The 16,092-nt window shown below is 72.1% G+C and carries 14 protein-coding genes; 6 read left to right on the plus strand and 8 right to left on the minus strand.

The window, feature by feature from the left end:
• The first annotated feature begins 8 nt into the window (after positions 1 to 8).
• A complete protein-coding gene (locus R2B38_RS37985; protein ID WP_318020339.1) occupies positions 9 to 1,148 on the plus strand; it encodes an LLM class flavin-dependent oxidoreductase in 1,140 nt (379 codons plus the stop codon).
• Here the strand turns inward: R2B38_RS37985 and R2B38_RS37990 are convergent.
• Complete coding sequence (locus R2B38_RS37990; protein WP_318020340.1) at positions 1,127 to 1,501, minus strand: hypothetical protein; 375 nt, start codon at positions 1,499 to 1,501, stop codon at positions 1,127 to 1,129. The genes R2B38_RS37985 and R2B38_RS37990 overlap by 22 nt on opposite strands.
• Before the next feature lie 49 nt (positions 1,502 to 1,550).
• On the opposite strand from R2B38_RS37990, the gene R2B38_RS37995 reads away from it, so the two are divergent.
• Entirely contained in the window at positions 1,551 to 2,000 is a 450-nt protein-coding gene (locus R2B38_RS37995; RefSeq protein WP_411978524.1) for an N-acetyltransferase family protein, read from the plus strand.
• Here the strand turns inward: R2B38_RS37995 and R2B38_RS38000 are convergent.
• From R2B38_RS38000 to R2B38_RS38020, 5 genes are all read right to left on the minus strand, one after another.
• Positions 1,975 to 3,060, minus strand: coding sequence for a phosphotransferase enzyme family protein (locus R2B38_RS38000; RefSeq protein ID WP_318020341.1), 1,086 nt, complete (start codon positions 3,058 to 3,060; stop codon positions 1,975 to 1,977). The two genes, R2B38_RS37995 and R2B38_RS38000, sit on opposite strands and share 26 nt — an antisense overlap.
• Positions 3,057 to 3,818 (minus strand): ABC transporter ATP-binding protein, encoded by a 762-nt coding sequence (locus R2B38_RS38005; RefSeq protein WP_318020342.1) that lies wholly within the window; start codon positions 3,816 to 3,818, stop codon positions 3,057 to 3,059. The genes R2B38_RS38000 and R2B38_RS38005 overlap by 4 nt, the downstream gene beginning before the upstream one ends.
• Positions 3,815 to 4,588 (minus strand): ABC transporter permease, encoded by a 774-nt coding sequence (locus R2B38_RS38010; protein WP_318020343.1) that lies wholly within the window; start codon positions 4,586 to 4,588, stop codon positions 3,815 to 3,817. Before R2B38_RS38010 ends, R2B38_RS38005 begins: the two co-directional genes overlap by 4 nt.
• Positions 4,585 to 5,613, minus strand: coding sequence for an ABC transporter substrate-binding protein (locus tag R2B38_RS38015; RefSeq protein ID WP_318020344.1), 1,029 nt, complete (start codon positions 5,611 to 5,613; stop codon positions 4,585 to 4,587). Before R2B38_RS38015 ends, R2B38_RS38010 begins: the two co-directional genes overlap by 4 nt.
• A 129-nt stretch (positions 5,614 to 5,742) precedes the next feature.
• On the minus strand, positions 5,743 to 6,663 hold the full coding sequence (locus R2B38_RS38020; RefSeq protein ID WP_318020345.1) for an ABC transporter substrate-binding protein: 921 nt from the start codon (positions 6,661 to 6,663) through the stop codon (positions 5,743 to 5,745).
• Between the two features lie 388 nt (positions 6,664 to 7,051).
• Between R2B38_RS38020 and R2B38_RS38025 the strand changes: the two genes are divergently transcribed.
• Positions 7,052 to 7,936, plus strand: coding sequence for a sulfurtransferase (locus tag R2B38_RS38025; RefSeq protein WP_318020346.1), 885 nt, complete (start codon positions 7,052 to 7,054; stop codon positions 7,934 to 7,936).
• A 147-nt stretch (positions 7,937 to 8,083) separates the two neighbouring features.
• Here the strand turns inward: R2B38_RS38025 and R2B38_RS38030 are convergent, their stop codons facing one another.
• Complete coding sequence (locus tag R2B38_RS38030; protein ID WP_318020347.1) at positions 8,084 to 9,190, minus strand: M12 family metallopeptidase; 1,107 nt, start codon at positions 9,188 to 9,190, stop codon at positions 8,084 to 8,086.
• A gap of 94 nt (positions 9,191 to 9,284) precedes the next feature.
• On the opposite strand from R2B38_RS38030, the gene R2B38_RS38035 reads away from it, so the two are divergent.
• A complete protein-coding gene (locus tag R2B38_RS38035) occupies positions 9,285 to 11,183 on the plus strand; it encodes a LuxR C-terminal-related transcriptional regulator (RefSeq protein ID WP_318020348.1) in 1,899 nt (632 codons plus the stop codon).
• Positions 11,184 to 11,306: 123 nt separating this feature from the next.
• On the opposite strand, the gene R2B38_RS38040 is transcribed toward R2B38_RS38035, so the two are convergent.
• A complete protein-coding gene (locus R2B38_RS38040) occupies positions 11,307 to 13,910 on the minus strand; it encodes a CHAT domain-containing tetratricopeptide repeat protein (protein ID WP_318020349.1) in 2,604 nt (867 codons plus the stop codon).
• A gap of 110 nt (positions 13,911 to 14,020) precedes the next feature.
• Here R2B38_RS38040 and R2B38_RS38045 point away from each other — a divergent pair, with 110 nt between their 5' ends.
• Complete coding sequence (locus R2B38_RS38045; protein WP_318020350.1) at positions 14,021 to 15,457, plus strand: S8/S53 family peptidase; 1,437 nt, start codon at positions 14,021 to 14,023, stop codon at positions 15,455 to 15,457.
• On the plus strand, positions 15,454 to 16,092 hold the full coding sequence (locus tag R2B38_RS38050; protein WP_318020351.1) for a sigma-70 family RNA polymerase sigma factor: 639 nt from the start codon (positions 15,454 to 15,456) through the stop codon (positions 16,090 to 16,092). The genes R2B38_RS38045 and R2B38_RS38050 overlap by 4 nt, the downstream gene beginning before the upstream one ends.

Below are 16,092 nucleotides of genomic sequence, written 5' to 3' on the forward strand. Positions count from 1 at the left end.
GCGAGCCCATGTCCTCCGGAATCCCCCTCGGCGTCCTCGACCTGGTCCCGATCTCCTCCGGCTCCACCGCGCCCGAGGCCCTGCGCAACTCCATCGAACTCGCGCGCAGGGCCGAGGAGTTCGGGTACGCCCGCTACTGGTTCGCCGAGCACCACCTCAACCCCGGCGTCGCGGGCACGTCTCCCGCGGTGGTCCTGGCGCTGACGGCTTCCGCGACCTCCACGATCAGGCTCGGCTCCGGCGCCGTCCAACTCGGTCACCGCACCGCGCTGTCCACGGTCGAGGAGTTCGGCCTGATCGACGCGCTGCACCCCGGCCGCTTCGATCTGGGTCTGGGCCGCTCTGGTGGCCGCCCGTCACCGCCCCTCCCGTCGGCGACCCCGATCATCGACGGCAGGGCCCCCAACGGCCTGCGCATCCCGCCCCGTTTCTCCTTCGAACGTCTCCTCGGCTCACCCAGAATCGCCCTCCAACGCAAGCTGCTCCTGCTGCCCGACGCCAAGTCCCAGGACTACGCCGAGCAGATCGACGACGTCCTCGCCCTGCTGGCCGGTACCTACCGCTCCCCGGAGGGCGTCGAGGCGCACGTCGTACCGGGCGAGGGAGCCGACGTCGAGGTGTGGATCCTGGGCAGCAGCGGCGGTACGAGCGCCGAGGCAGCGGGCCGCAACGGCCTCCGCTTCGCGGCGAATTACCACGTCAGCCCCGCCACCGTCCTTGAGGCGGCGGACGGGTACCGCGCCGCGTTCCAGCCCTCCGAGTTCCTGGACAAGCCGTACGTCACCGTCTCCGCCGACGTCGTCGTCGCCGAGGACGACGCCACGGCCCGCGAACTCGCCACCGGCTACGGCCTGTGGGTCCGCTCCATCCGTACGGCGGAGGGTGCCATCCCGTTCCCCACCCCGGAGGAGGCACGCGCCCACGTCTGGACCGACGAGGACCGAGAGCTGGTCCAAGACCGCGTCGACACCCAGTTCGTCGGCTCACCCGGCCGAGTCGCCGACCAACTGGAACAACTCCAAGAAGCCACCGGCGCCGACGAGTTGCTCATCACAACCATCACCCACGACCACACGGACCGGGTCCGCTCGTACGAACTCCTCGCCCGGGAATGGAGCCGCCGGGGTCACTCCTCCCAGTCGAGCTGATGCTCCGGGGTCCCCACTGACAGCCCGTACGCGACCGCTTCGGCGCGGGCCGCTTCGTCACCGCGCCGATAGCGGAACACGCGACCGGCGAAGACGACCACCCTCTCGTCCCCGACCGTGAAGTCCGCGTACCAGCCGTTGTCGGGCTTCAGCGCGTCGGCGAGCGCCTCCGCGATCGGACCGGCGGCACCGTCATCGTCGGTCTCCCAGTGCACGAACGTCCAGGCGCCTGGCTGCCCGGCCGTCGCACTCGCCGAGTTGTCGACCCGCTCGACCTTCCGGATGCGCAGTCCGTGCGGCGCGAACGCGGCACCGGGGCGCAGGCTCTCACCGAGAACGTAACCCGTGATCACGATCCGTCTCCTTCTCGACTCCGTGCGGCTCTCTGCCATGATCGATGCCATGGACGTGCGTATCGAACCCGCCGATGTCACCGACCTCCACCAGGTCCTGGAGGATCACGCGCGCTACTGGGGAGAGCGTGACCTCCGCGCGCTCCATCTCACCGCGCTGGTGCAGGAGTTCGGGTCCACCTGCCTGGTCGCCCGCGCCGACGACGGCATCCGGGGCTACCTCTTCGGGTTCGTCACGCCGGATCACACCGGGTACGTCCACCTGGTGGCGACCCGGGACGATGCACGCGGCACCGGTCTCGGCCGTGACCTGTACGCGGCCTTCATCGAGGCCGCCGCACGGCAGGGTGCGATCCGCCTCAAGGCGATCACCTCGGTCACCAACGAGGGTTCGATCGCCTTCCACCGGACCCTCGGCTTCGACGCGCGCACCGTGGAGGACTATGACGGCCCGGGCGTGCCCCGTGTCGTCTTCACCCGCGAACTGCTCGCCCGCTAGCGCCGCACAGGTCCAACAGGCGCCGCCCGCTCTCCCCGGCGAACCACTCCGCGTGCCCCACGTAGTACTCGTACGCCAGCCGCGTGTTCTCCGCCGACCGCGTCACGCCGTGGAAGTAGCCCAGCTCCGAGAGCGCGAACTCGGCGTGGACCAGGGGGAGTAGAGCCGGGAGCGCCTTCGACTCGGCGGGGCTGAGCGGGCGTACCGACTGATAGCCGTCCAGAAGCGCGAGCGCGTCCGCCTCGCGGACCGGGAAGCCGGGCTGGAGCCACTGGACCGTGTTGCGTTCGATGGCCGTGGCCAGGTCGTGGACTGCTGTCGTGCGGTCGCTCATGCCGAAGTCGAGGGCCGTCGCGACCGAACCGTCCTCGTTCCAGAGGAGGTTGGAGGCATGCCAGTCGTTGTGGGTCCAGAGAGGGGTGAGGTTCCGGAGGTGCGGGGCCAGTTCCTCGTGCAGCGGGAGCAGGGCGCGTCGCGTGTCCTCCCGCCAGGGGAAGTCCGCCAGCCCCTTTGCCAGTTGGGGACGTTCCCCGACGTAGCGTTCCAGCTCCGCCTGCGGATCGGCCGAGGCGAACACCGTGAACGACGCGACCAGCGGCTGCACTTGGCGGCGCGGTGCGTCGAAGCCCTCCGCCGCCAGGTGCAGACGGGCCAGCGCTTCGCCGGCGGCCCGCGCGTGGGCGGGGGAGCGGAACGGGGACCAGGACAGGGCGTCGCGGTAGAGGTCGGTGCCGACTCCGGCCGAGTGAACCTCGTACGTCCACTCGCCGCGCGTCGCCAGGTTCAGCACCTCGACGACCGGGGCGCCGCGCAGCCGCAGGTGTCGTAGGAAGGCGTGTTCCTCGGCCAGGCCCTCTGCCGTGCGGACGGAGACGTGGTGGCGCTTCACGAACAGGCGACGATTGGACCGTTCCACGACGGCCGCCGCCGACAGGGGGCGCGGGCTGCGCCACACCACCCGGGCCGGGCCCACGATGTCCGTGACCTCGGTGTCCGTCAGCGCGGGCCAGTCGGGTTCGACCGGGTCGGTGCCCAGGCCGTGGGCGAGGTGTGAACTCATGGCGTCCGCACCGCCGTTGTGCCGCGCAGGGCGTCCAGGACGCGGCGTTCGGTCGACGCGAAGTCGGGGTCGGTGAAGTCGTCGGCGCCGCGTGGGCGGGCCAGCGGGACCTCGACGCGGTCGACGATGGTGGCCGGGCGCGGGGACAGGACGTGGACCGTGTCCGCGAGGAGGACCGCCTCGCGGATGTCGTGGGTGACCAGGACGACCGTCCAGCGGTGGCGTTGCCACATACCGGCCAGCCACAGCTGCATCTCGGTGCGGGTGAGTGAGTCGAGGGCGCCGAAAGGTTCGTCGAGCAGGAGGACCGGGCGCTCCAGGACCACCGTGCGCAGCAGGGCCGCGCGTTGCCGCATGCCGCCGCTGAGTTGGGACGGGTACGCCTTCTGGAAGCCGTCGAGCCCGAAGTCCACGAACAGCGCGTCGGCCCTTCGCCGTGCCTCCTTCTTCCCAACTCCCTGTGCCTCAAGGCCCAGTGCCGTGTTGTCCAGCACGGTCCGCCACGGGAACAGCAGGTCCTTCTGCGGCATGTACGCCACCTTGCCGGACTCCACGCCGGCCGGTTCGCCCTCCACCAGGACGCGGCCCGACGTGGGGCGGTCCAGGCCGGAGACCAGGTTGAACAGGGTGCTCTTGCCGCTGCCGCTCGGGCCGATCACCGCCGCGAACTCGCCCGGTTCGACAGCGAGTTCGAGGTCGCGCAGGACCTCCAACTGCCCGAAGGACTTGCCGACGCCCTCGATACGCAGACTGCTCATGACGCCTTGTCCTCCTTCAACGCCCGCTCCCACGGCAGGACCAGCCGTTGCAGCAAGTAGGTCGCCCCGAACAGGGCGATGCTCAGCGCGGCCGTCACCGCGACCGCCGCGAACACCAAGTCGGTGCGGAACGCGCTCTTCTGGGCCTGCATATAGATCCCGAGGCCCGCCTCCGCGCCCGCGTACTCGGCGAAGACGGCGCCGACGACGGCGTAGGTGATGCTCACGCGCAGCCCGGCGAAGAAGTACGGCATCGCGCTCGGCACCCGGACGAGGCGGAACGTCCGCCACCTGCCCGCGCCCAGGGAGCGCAGCAGCCGCATCGCCTCGCGGTCGGTCGCCGCGAAGCCCGCCGCGAGGTTCGCGGCGAGCGGGAAGAACGTCGTCAGGGTCACCACCAGCATCTTCGGCAGCAGCCCGAAGCCGAACCAGATGATCAACAGCGGTGCCACGGCGACGATCGGGATGGTCTGCGAGGCGACGAGCAGCGGGTACAGGCCCCGGCGGGCCGCCGAGGAGAAGTCGAGGAGGACGGCGACCAGCCAGGCCGCCGCGAACGACAGCGCGAAGCCGAGCAGCGTCTCCTGGAGGGTGGGGAGTGTCTGGTCCCACAGGTCCTGGCGGTTCAACCAGCCCTGCTCCACGACCCGGACGGGAGAGGGGAGCGTGGTCGGATCGACTCCGGCGGCGGTGACGTACAGCTGCCAGCCGCCGAGAAGCACGGTCAGGACGAGGAGCGGCGGCCACAACGACCGCAGGAGCGGCCTCACTTGGCGTCCGGGAGATACGCGTTGGTGAAGAACGTCGACGCCTTCGGGGCGGACGTCAGCTTCTTGCCGTTCGCGTCGACCAGCAGGCCCGCCTTGTACTCGAAGTCCGCGAAGGCCTGCCAGCGCTCCGCGCTCTGTGTGCCGATCGAACCGTCCGTGCCCTTGTAGTACTCCTTGGCCAGCAGCGCCTCGCTCTCCTTCACCAGCTTGGTGTTGGTGAGGACGCTCTTGTTCGCCGAGATCAGCAAGTCGGCTGCCTGGGACGGGTGTTCGGTCGCGTAGCGGTAGCCCTTGTCGACCGCTGCCAGGAACTTCTTCGCGAGCTCCGGGTTCTTCTTCAGGAACTGGTCCGAGGACGCGACGAGGGTCGAGTAGATCGCCGGGAAGCCGTAGTCGGAGAGCTGGAAGTTCTTCAGCGGCTTGCCGCTCAGCTTCGCCTCCAGCCCTTCCCAGGTCGGCATCGGCATCGCGAAGTCCGCCTGGCCCGCGTAAAGCGCCGCGTACGCCGAGGTGTTGAGGGTGACCTGCTTGAAGTCGCCCTTGCCGCCCGCGTTCTGGATCACCTTCTGCAGCAGCGGCTTCTCGTACGGCGCGCCGAAACCGGCGTACGTCTTGCCGTCCAGGTCCTTCGGCGTCGTGATGTCGTCGCGGTCGGCGCGCACCGCGATCGTCACGTCCGTCTTCTGCGTCACCGCGTAGACGGAGGTGATGTCCTGGCCCGCCGCACGCGCGGTGGTCACGCCCTCCTGGTACGAAATCCCGAAGTCCGCCTTGTGGTTGGCGATCAGCGTCTCGGGCGCGGTCGAACCGTACGGCACGATCTTGACGTTGATCCCGGCGGCCTTGAACCAGCCCTTGGCCTGGGCGACGTAGATCCCGGTGTGGTTGGTGTTGGGCGTCCAGTCCAGCGCGAGGGTGACGGTCGTGGTGCCGTCCTTCGCGGCGGCCGTGGAGTCGGCGGAGCAGCCGGTGACGGCGAGGAGCGCGGTCGCGGCTATGGCGGACAGGGCGGTACGGCGATGCATGTCGGGTCCTTCGAGGGGTGGGAGGGCTGGCGGGTCGGTCCGGTCACGGCCGACACAGCGCGCTGCCCACCCGCATGAAGTCGACGGCGAGGCGCCGGGTCAGTGACCGCGCCTGGCAGGCCAGGGCTCTCATGTGGCCACGTCCAGCAGGCCGTTGGTGAAGGAACGCGCCCAGTCCCGGTCGTCCGGGATCGCGCCGTTCTCGGCGAGCCAGTGCGCGTACGGGCCCATCCGGCCCTCGTCGATCACACCCCAACGGCCGTCCGCGTCCGTCCAGGTGGGTGCGATGAGTGCGAGGGAGCGGGCGATCAGCGGGCGCGGGAAGTACGGGATGACCCGCTCCAGCAACTCCAGGGTGGCGTCCGGCTCTTGGGCGGCGGCCGCGTAGCCGCGTGCCGTGACGGCGAGGAAGTCCCGTACGCGGGAGGGGTGTTGGGTGAGCAGGTCCTCGTTCGTGCCGAGCAGGTAGCTGTGGTAGCGGGGGGCGCCGATCTCGTCGACCGGCCAGGTGATGCGCTGTTCCTCGGGGAGGTCGCCGCGCAGGGCGTCCCAGGACCAGTAGTTGCCGAAGGTCGCGTCCGCCTCGCCCGCCGCGATGTCGTCCACGGTCAGCTCGCGGCTGCCCGCGTCCACGCCGATCACGGCGTCCGGGTCGCCCCCGTCCGCCGCGACCAGGTGGCGCACCATGGCCCGGCCGCGCGGGGTCGGGTTGTAGGCGATGCGGCGGCCGGCCAGGTCACGGGGGCGGGTGATCCCGGTCGACGTCGTGGTCTGGATCGCCTCCAGGCCCCGGTGGTTGATCGCGGCCACGGCGATCAGCGGCTGGCCGTGCTCCGCGCGCCGGGCCAGCAGCCGGTTCGGCGGGAAGATCCCGAAGTCCACCTCGCCCCGGGCCAGGTACTCCAGTGTGTCCCCGCGTCCCGGATCCTGGACCACCAGCTCGACATCCAGACCGGCCTCCTCGTACCAGCGGCGGGCACGGGCGACGTACAGACCGGCTGAATTCGGCCAGGGGTGGAAATAGTCCAGCATGACCCGTATATGCGGCATGGGGGTGCTCCGGGAGGTGCGCAGGCGTGACGGCGCCTGAAGGGAGGAGAAGGGGAGGGTGCGCGGAGGCGGTGGATCAGTGTGTGCGACAACAACAGGAGCGGCGCGCACGGGTGTTGACCACCGGATGCTGAGGCTCGACTGCTGCAGACACGTGAACTCCTACGCGGGCGCTGAGGCGCGAGTGGTGCGGTCGGCGTCCCCATGGGGGCCGGACTCTCGACGAGCCGGTCCCAGACGCCCTCTCAGCCCAACCGGGTAGGGGCTCCCGCGTAGATGGCCGAACGATAACCGCACCACCCGGATTCTGTGCAAGCAGGGTTCGACATGTGAGATGGCTGCGCCCGAGGGGTGAGACGCCCAGCTCGCGGGCGTACGATCGGCCGCCATGACCACCTCCCTGCTGCCCGGCCCGCTGGTCGACGACACCTGGCTCGCCGCGCGTCTCGACGATCCCCGGCTGGTCGTCCTCGACGCCACCACGCTCCTGCCCTCACCTCGCGAGGACGGCGACTACCGCTCCGCGAGCGGGCGCGGGACCTGGGCCGAGCGGCACGTCCCCGGATCGCGACACGCCGACCTGACCGGCGACCTCTCCGACCACGACGCGCCGTACCACTTCGCCGTGCCGTCCCCCGAGTCCCTCGCCGCCGCACTGGCCCGGCTGGGCGTGGGCGAGGGCAGCGAGGTCGTCTCGTACGACAGCGGGGGCGGGATCTGGGCGGCGCGGCTGTGGTGGATGCTGCGGGCCATCGGCGTACCGGCGGCGGTGCTGGACGGCGGTCTCGAAGTGTGGGAGACGGCCGGGCGTCCGCTCGTCTCCGGTGACGACACCGACCCGGTTCCGGCCGTCCGGCCCGTGACACCCGTCGTACGTCCGGATCTGTGGGCCGGTATCGAGGACGTGGCCGCCATCAGCCGCGGCGAGCGCCCCGGCACCCTTGTGTGTGCCCTTCCCACCGGCGGCTACGACGGCTCGGCCCCGACGCGCTACAGCCGCCGCGGCCACATCCCGGCGAGCCGCAGCCTCCCGGGCCGGGGTCTCCTCGACGAGTCCGGACACGTGCTGCCCGCCGAGGAACTCGCGGCGCGGGTCGGCGATGTCCTCGGAGCCGACGACTCACCGGTCGTCCTGTACTGCGGCGGCGGGATCTCGGCGGCGGGTGCCGCGCTCGCGCTCACGCTGCTCGGGCGTACGGACGTGGCGGTGTACGACGGTTCGCTGGAGGAGTGGTCCAAGGACCCCGCGCGGCCGATGGAGTTGGGCAACTAGCGTCCAACTGCCCTGCGCGCCATGTGGGTTGGACATGGCGGCGTGGCCGAGGAAACGTCTCCCTCCCCCGAAGGCGACGTTTCCTCGGCCGCTTCCCCCGGCGCCGGACAGTGGTCCGTCCGTCCGCGTGCGGCTGTACCCGTGCTGTTACCAGCACATCAGCGCGGTGTCCCCCGACCCCCACGTGGAGTACAGGCGCACACGGACGAAGTAGCGGCGGCCCTTGACGAGCCGAACCTTGAGTGTTGCGTTGTGCGGCGTGCCCCCGTCGTCCTGCCCGGCGAGGAAGCGCGGTTCGCCGTCCCGTTCCTCGAAGACCACGACGACCGTGTCGCTGTCCCCGAAGGCACCGACGGCGTACTCGCGCGTCTGCGTCGGTTCGACCGCGAAGTCGGCCTGCTCGCCCGGTCCCAGACGCAACGGCGCCGACCGGAACGGCACCAGCTCGGCCGGCCGGGGAGGGCCGACGGGCGGGTACCAGCGCAGGACGAACTCCTTGTCGGAGGGGGAGAGGCCGCCGTGCGGGCGCAGACCCGCGCGGTACTCCTCCGGCTCCAGGATCAGTCCCGACGCGAACGGGAACTCCATGACCGACTGCGGGTCCCAGACGGAGCCGTTGACCTCGTCCGGGCCGAGCTTGCGCAGGATGTTGACGCGGGTCCTGTCCCGGCTCCAGAAGTTCGGCGGGCCCGCCAGCTCGGCGTAGACGGCCTCGTCGTCCCAGTGGATACCGGCGAACGGGCTCTGGTGCTCGTGCAGCAGCCCCAGGGCGTGCCCGATCTCGTGCAGGGCCGTACCGCGCCGTCCCGGTGCGGTCAGGTCCCAGCCGAAGTTCATGGTGCGGTCGGACAGTCCGACCGTGAGCGCGTCGCGGCCGATCGTCGACCAGGAGCCGTCACCGGGCTGGAACCCGATGCGCAGCTCCGCCTCCGAACGGTCGCCGACCTCGGCGAAGTCGACCCCGATACCCAGGCCCTGCCACTCACGGAAGCACTCGCGTACGACGTCCTGCTGCTCCTTGGCGCCGCCCCACGGCACCCGCCGCATCTCGCCCGTCCCGGGGACCGGGATGACGGAGGTGTCGGTGGCGGCCGTGTTCTCGGGGTCGTCGGCGTCGAAGAAGTAGTAGTGCAGGACCGTGCCGTTGACCCACATGCGGCTTCCGCCGATGAGCGCACCGCGTCGCTCGGCGGTCAGTCCCGGTGCGAACTCCGGGGCCGACTGCTGCGCGAGGGAGCAGTAGCGGGTGGTCATGCGACCAGATTGCCGGTGACCGTTCCCGGGCGCCTGAGTCGAGGGCTACTCAAGTCACCCTGTATCAGGGGTGAGTAGGCGGGCTCCTATCTGTGTGACGACTTTCGAACAGGACGCGAAGACCCTGGAACTGCCCTGGCCGTTCACCGGCCGGGAGGACGAACTGGAGCTGATCCGCGGTTCGTTGACGGCCGGGCGGCACGGCATCGTGGTGACCGGTCCGGCCGGCCGGGGCAAGACCCGGCTGGTGACCGAGGCCGTCCGGGGCAGCGACTGTGCCAAGGTCACCGGGACGCCCGAGACCAGCCGGATCCCCTTCGCCGCGTTCGCGCACCTGCTCCCCGAGAGCGTCTCCCTGCACCGCGCGGTCCAACTCCTGTCCGGCGTACGGTTGTTGCTGGTCGACGACGCCCATCTGCTCGACGACTCCTCGGCCGCGCTCGTCCACCAGCTCGCCGTCCACAGCCGGACCCGGCTGGTGGTCGTGGTGGCCGACGGCCATCCGGTACCCGGTGCGGTCTCCCGGCTGTGGACGGGCGAGCTGCTGCCGCGCCTCGCGCTGGAGCCGCTGCCCCGGGAGGAGACGGCCCAGTTGCTGGCGCTGGGCGCCGGGGGCTCGCTGGAACCCCTCACGGTGAACCGCCTGTACGGCCTCTGCCAAGGTGATCTGCGGCTGCTGCGCGACCTGTTCGGCGCCGTGCGCGAACGTGGGCTGCTGACCCGGGCGGCCGACTCCGGCGAGTGGGCGTGGCGCGGCCCGGTGCCGGTCACCGCGACGGTCCGCGAACGCACCGCCCAAGTCCTCGCCCGCACCGGCCCCGAGGAGCGCGAGAGCCTCGAACGCCTCGCGTTCGCCGAGCCGTTGGCGTCCTCGCTGGACGACTTCGACCTCGACATCCTCGAACGCCTGGAGACCGAGGGCCTGATCCACGTCGACGACCAGGGCGCCGTCCGTCTCGCCCACCCCCTGCACGGCCCCGCGCTGCGCGCCGCCGCCGGCCGGCTCCGGGCCCGCCGGCTGGCCCGCACCCCGGACCAGTGCGCCCCGGCCCTCGCGGCCGAACGGGCCGCGCTGACCGACCGCATCGACCGCACCGACGTACGCCCGCTGCCGACGCCCGTGGGGGAGTGGCTGGTCGCGGAGGGCGCACCGGTACCGGCCGGCTACGCCGCCGTCCGCGCACGGTTCGCGCGACTGCGGGGCGAGCTGCGGGAGGCGGCGGCCTGGGCGCGCGAAGGTCTGCTGGAGGACCCGGGCAACCGCGCCAGCGCGGCCGAACTCGCCCTGGCCGCCGCTCAGTCGGGTGACGTACCGGCCACCGGCGAGGCCCTCGCCCACCGCCCCGCGTCCGGCGACGCGGGCAGCTGGCTGGCGGCGGCACGCGGTGACGTGGAGGCGGCCCGCGAGATCGCCGACGACAGATGGAGAGAGGGCGAGGAGCCCCGCGGCCGCACCGCCGAGGACGGCAGGCCCGCCGCGTACGTCCTCTACGACGCCGTACGCCTCGGCGCTCCCGAACGCGTGGCCGTCCGCCTCGCCAAACTGCCCGGCGACGGCCCGGCCGTCCTCGCGAGGCACGCGGAGGCACTGGTCGACGGCGACGGTCCCGCGCTGGACAAGGTGGCCGGAGAGCTGGAACAGCGCGGCTTCCTGCTCTTCGCAGCCGAGGCCCACGCCCAGGCGGTACGCGCCCACCGCGACCCCCGTGCCGCCCGTATGTCCCGCACCCGAGCGGTCGCCCTGGCCCGCCGCTGCCAGGGAGCCCGCACCCCGGCCCTGTCCGGCCTCGTCCTGGGTGAACTCACCGCCCGCCAGCGCCAGATCGTCACCCTCGCCGCCGCGGGCCTCAGCAACCGCCAGATCGCCGACCGCCTCACCCTCTCCATCCGCACCGTCGGCAACCACCTCTACAGCGCCTACGCCCGCCTCGGCGCGAGCGACCGCGGTGCCCTGCCGTGGCTGGTGGAACTGCCTGCGGCGCGGTCGGCGTGAGGGGGGATCGGCGGGGCTGGGTCACCCCGCTGATTGCCCAGCCAACCGGGCTCCGTCAACGGCCCAGCCCCCGCGCTCCGTCGACCGCCCCGACACCTGGCCTCCGCCGACCACCCCGCCCCCTCACCCCGCCCCGAACGCCGAGAACGCCCACCCCGTTGCCTGGTGCACCGCATCCCCCGGCAACGACGCCCGCGCGTCGCGCAGTGCCTCCGCCAACGACAGGCCGGCGCGCAGGCCCTTGTGCAGGGCGAGCATCAGGGGGACCACTGCCGCGTCGTTGACCGGGGCGCTGCTCGCGATCACGCCCGCCGTGCCCAGCGGGAGCAACGCCGTTACCAGGCCCAGGAGTTCGTCCGCGCCGACCGATGCCAGGCGGGCCGTGTCGCAGCTGGACAGGATGATGCGGTACGGGCTGCGGGCGAGGCGTTCGAAGTCGTGGACGATGAGCGGGCCGTCGGCCATGCGCAGCGACGAGAACAGCGGGCTGTCCGCGCGGAACGCGCCGTGGGCCGCGATGTGGGCCAGGGTCGCGCCGTCCAACTCGGCCAGCACCCGCGGTACTTCGGCGTCGTCGTGTTCCAGGACCGTGGGCCTGACATAGCGGTCGGCCAGGTCCGGGACCTCGGCGCCGCCGGTCGCGAGGCCCGGGCCGCGCACCAGGACGTGGCGGTCGCCGGGCGGCGGTTCGGTGTCCAGGGCGCGCAGCCAACTGCCCGCCGACGGCGACACACTGAGCACGCGATCGCGCAGCGAGGGGAGCAACGCCCAAGGCACGCGGTGGAGTCGGCCCGGCGGGACCACCACCACCGGGCCGGAGCCCAGGTGGTGAGCCGCCTCGCCGAGGAGGAGTTCCTCCAGACGTCGGCCCGCCGCCTCCACCACCGGGAGCCTCGCCTCCGCTCCGGGATGCGCCAGACGCCGCAGACCCGCCTGTACGTGTTCCGCCTCGGCCATCGCCTCCGCGAGGAGGCCCGCCTCGAAGCGGCGGACCCGGCCCTCGCCGCAGAGCAGGGCGTGCACCCGGCCGTCCACCACGGCGAGTTCGACCAGACGTACCTCACCGAGGCGTGCCAGCAGGCGACTTGGGTCGAAGCGGTCGCCCTCGCCGGGGGCGTCGCCGCGCATGTGGAGGGTGCGGGAGCGGATCTCCCGTTCCAGGCGCCGCTGTTCGCGTTCCAGGGCCGGTACCGGGTGGCCCTCCATGCGGGCCTCCTCCGCGCGGGCGGCGATCTCGCGGAACGCCGTCAAGCTGCCGAGCAGGGCCGGGTCGGCGGGAGGCCTGGTGGGGGGCGTGGAGAGCGCGGTCGCCCGCCAGCGTTCGCTCCAGACCAGGAGGCGTCGCGGGCCGCCGGACGTCAGGCTCGCACGCTGGGCCAGTGCCGCCAGTTCCGCGCCCTGTGCCGTCGCCCGCGCCCTCAACTCCGAGGCGCCCAGGGTCGTACGGTGATCGTCCAGGACGTCGAGGCCACGTCGGCACGCCTCCAACACCCCACGAGCCGAGCCCGCGGCCTGCGCGCGCAGGGCCTGCGCCGCCCAACCCGTCATCCGGGCCAGCGGCGGGCCGCCGCGTCTGCTGCGGGCGGCCACCGCCAAGTGCCGTTCCGCGTCCGCCGTCCAGCCGAGGGCGAGTGCGATGCGGCCCGCCAGCAGCGAGGCCTCCGGTGCGGACGGCGAGCCGAACGCGGCCAGCTTGTCGGCCACCGCGGCGGCCTCCGCCACCAGACGTCCCGACGCGCGCCCGGCCGCCAACCTGGCCTCGATCAGGACCAGTTGGGCATGGGTCTCCCACCAGGTGCGCCGCTGCGCGGCGAACAGCCGTACCGCCACGGCCGCGCGGGCGATCGCCGTCTGCGGATCCTCGGCCAGTCGTGCGGCCCGGGCGGCGACGAGCAGCAACTCCGCCTTGCGGGTGGACTGTCCGCCGATGCCGTCGAGCAGCCCGACCGCCGTGTCCGCGTACGCCAGCGCCTCCCCGGCCAGACCCGCGCTCATCAGCACCTCGCAGCGGCGGACGGTGAGCATGAAGCTCGGGGTGGCGAGCTTGGCGTACATCTCCTCGGCCTCGTCCATGAGTTGGAGCGCCACCGGGATGTCGCCCGACCGGAACGCGGCAAGACCCCGGCTCTCCACCACGTCCGCCTTGTCGTGCTCCTGGCCGGTGGTCTCCCACAGCCGCTCGGCCGCCGTGAAGTCGGCGTCGGCCCGGTCCACCGCGCCGAGCGCGAGATGCACGGTCGCGCGCAGGGTGATCGCCCGCGCGATCCAGATCACGTCATCAGCCTGCCGCAGCACGGCAATCGCCCGCCGTACGTCCTCCAGCGCCTCGCCGTGCCGGCCCAGCACCCACCAGACGTACGCCCGCCGGTACAGCACCCGCGCCCGGGTCTGCCCCGTGCCGCGCGCGATACCCCGCTCGAAGGCCTCCAGGCCCTGCCGGGTGCGGCCCGCGTGCACCAACGCCACGCCCAGCGTGCCGAGTACGTCCGCCTCGCGGTCCGCGGAATCCGCGCGGGCCGCCAGGTCGCGGGCGCGCCGCAGATGGTGCAGGGCGAGCCGTAGATCGCCGAAGTCCCGCTGCCACATGCCGATCGCGTGGTGCGCCACGGAGGCCCGGAACGGCGTCGGATCGCCGTCGAGAACCTCCCGCGCACCGGCCAGCGCCTCGTTCGGAGCCGCGAACACCATCGGCAGCAGTTCGAGAACCGAGTCGCTTCCCGCTGTCACTTCTCCCATGCTAGTGGTCCCAGGTGCAGACCACACAGGTTTGTTGCTGTATCAAGTGGCGGCCTGGCGGCTCTGATTGACGACCGCCGCCGCAGTGGGAGGAACACGCCATGGCGCCACAGCGATTCCACGAGCAGTTCGACCAGATCCAGCGCTCGATGCCGGACGTCCCCCTCGCGATGGGGCCGGACGACTCCGCCGAGTTCTTCTACGAGAAGGGCGTCGTGCTCGCCCGCGACGGCGAGGAGGCCCGCGTCGTCGAGGACGCCGTCCGTACGCACTTCACCGCGGCCACCGGCCTCAGCGCGGACTCCGTGCGCCGGGCGGGCCCCGAGACCAACCGCTCCGGCATCACCCGCATCCAGGTCGGCGACCCGGGCGTCGGCGACCGGCGCGGCGACCACGCCGTGGCGAACGCGCTGCGCGCCCTGCGTGAGCCGGAGGGCCGCGCCGGACGCCGGCTGGTCAGCCGCAACCACGTGGTGTCGATCGCGGTGAACGCCTGCCCCGGCGACGAACCCGTGCCCGCCCCGCTCGCCGAGGGCTCCAACCCGGCGCCCGCGGAGGCCGGTTACGACGCCGACACCGCCGTGGGCGTCCTCGTCATCGACACCGGACTCATGCACGACTACCGGTCGTACCCGCTGCTCGCCCACGTCCAGGGCGACGCACAGATCCGGGAGACCGACGACGCGGGAGTGCTCCAACAGTACGTAGGGCACGGCACGTTCATCGCCGGGCTCGTCGCGGCCGTCTCGCCCAACACCGAGGTCACCGTCCGCAACACCCTCAACGACGCGGGCGCCATCCTCGAATCGGACTTCGGCGAGGCATTGTTCGCAGCCGTCGACCAGAACGGCTGGCCCGACGTCATCAGCCTCTCCGCCGGCACGTCGAACGGCCGCACCGACGGACTCCTCGGCGTCGAGAGCTTCATGCGGCAACTGCGCGGACAGCGCACGCTGTTGGTGGCAGCGGCCGGCAACAACGCCAGCGCCACGCCCTTCTGGCCCGCCGCCTACGCCGACCTGCCCGACTACCAGGACGTCGTCCTCTCGGTCGGAGCACTGCGCAGCGACGGCGAGTTCGGCGCCTGCTTCAGCAACCACGGCCCCTGGGTCAAGGCCTACGCCCCCGGCGAGCGGCTCATCGGCCCCCTCACCGGCTTCGGCGCACCCACGCCGTACGCCTACCAGCACACCACCTACGACGCCTGCCGGTTCGGCTTCACCTACTCCTGCACCTGCCAATCGCCCACCCACAAGGGCGTGTTGAGCCAGGCCGGGGACGCCGAGCCGGGCAGCCCGGACCAGGTGACGTTCGAGGGGCTCGCGCGCTGGAGCGGGACCTCGTTCGCCGCACCGGTCGCCGCCGGCATGGTCGCCGCCTTCATGACGGCCAACAAGGAGACCGACGCGCGCGCCGCCCGCACCCAACTCCTCACGGGGAACACCGAGTACGCCGAAGTGCGCGGGGCGCATGTACCGGCGCTGCGCCCACCCACCTGGCGCCCGGTCCCCGTCGTACCGCTCGCCCCTCCGGCATGAGGGCCGGAACCATCCCCTCCACGGCGTACGATGACATGCCGTACACGAGGGGTGGCACCGTGGAACGTGCAGAAGTCGGCGCGCTCGTCCAGTCCGCCGTCGACGGCGACGCGGCGGCCTGGAAGGCGCTCGTGGAGGGGCTCAGCCCACTGGTCTGGTCAGTGGTGCGCGCCCACCGGCTCTCCGACGCCGACGGCCACGAGGTGTACCAGACCGTGTGGTTGCGCTTCTCCCAGCATCTGCGGCGCATCCGCGAACCCGAGAAGGCCGGTTCCTGGCTGGCGAGCACCGCGCGCAACGAGTGCCTGAAGGTGATCAAGGCATTACGGCGGCTCATGCCGACGGACGATCCCCAACTCCTCGACCGCATCAGCGAGGAGCGCACCCCCGAGCAGTCGCTGATCGACTCGGAGGAGGCGGCCTCCGACGCCGAGCGCATCCGGCGGCTGTGGCAGGAGTTCGAGCAACTCGGCGAGCGCTGCAGGCAGTTGCTCCGCGTACTGATGACCTCGCCGCCGCCCAGCTACCTGGAGGTGTCCGCCGGTCTGGGGATCGCCGTCGGCAGCATCGGCCCGATGCGCCAGCGCTGCCTGCGCCGGCTGCGGGCCCGACTCGACGCCCGGGGGGCGGTGTGA

This window comes from Streptomyces sp. N50, assembly GCF_033335955.1.
Classification (GTDB): domain Bacteria; phylum Actinomycetota; class Actinomycetes; order Streptomycetales; family Streptomycetaceae; genus Streptomyces.

Bases quoted from the DNA above. Each gene is read 5' to 3' on its own strand.
- R2B38_RS38030 (WP_318020347.1), bottom strand. From the start codon at position 9,190: ATGACCACCCGCTACTGCTCCCTCGCGCAGCAGTCGGCCCCGGAGTTC.
- R2B38_RS37985 (WP_318020339.1), top strand. From the start codon at position 9: ATGTCCTCCGGAATCCCCCTCGGCGTCCTCGACCTGGTCCCGATCTCC.
- R2B38_RS37995 (WP_411978524.1), top strand. From the start codon at position 1,551: ATGGACGTGCGTATCGAACCCGCCGATGTCACCGACCTCCACCAGGTC.
- R2B38_RS38050 (WP_318020351.1), top strand. From the start codon at position 15,454: ATGAGGGCCGGAACCATCCCCTCCACGGCGTACGATGACATGCCGTAC.
- R2B38_RS38020 (WP_318020345.1), bottom strand. From the start codon at position 6,663: ATGCCGCATATACGGGTCATGCTGGACTATTTCCACCCCTGGCCGAAT.
- R2B38_RS38005 (WP_318020342.1), bottom strand. From the start codon at position 3,818: ATGAGCAGTCTGCGTATCGAGGGCGTCGGCAAGTCCTTCGGGCAGTTG.
- R2B38_RS38015 (WP_318020344.1), bottom strand. From the start codon at position 5,613: ATGCATCGCCGTACCGCCCTGTCCGCCATAGCCGCGACCGCGCTCCTC.
- R2B38_RS38000 (WP_318020341.1), bottom strand. From the start codon at position 3,060: ATGAGTTCACACCTCGCCCACGGCCTGGGCACCGACCCGGTCGAACCC.
- R2B38_RS38045 (WP_318020350.1), top strand. From the start codon at position 14,021: ATGGCGCCACAGCGATTCCACGAGCAGTTCGACCAGATCCAGCGCTCG.
- R2B38_RS38025 (WP_318020346.1), top strand. From the start codon at position 7,052: ATGACCACCTCCCTGCTGCCCGGCCCGCTGGTCGACGACACCTGGCTC.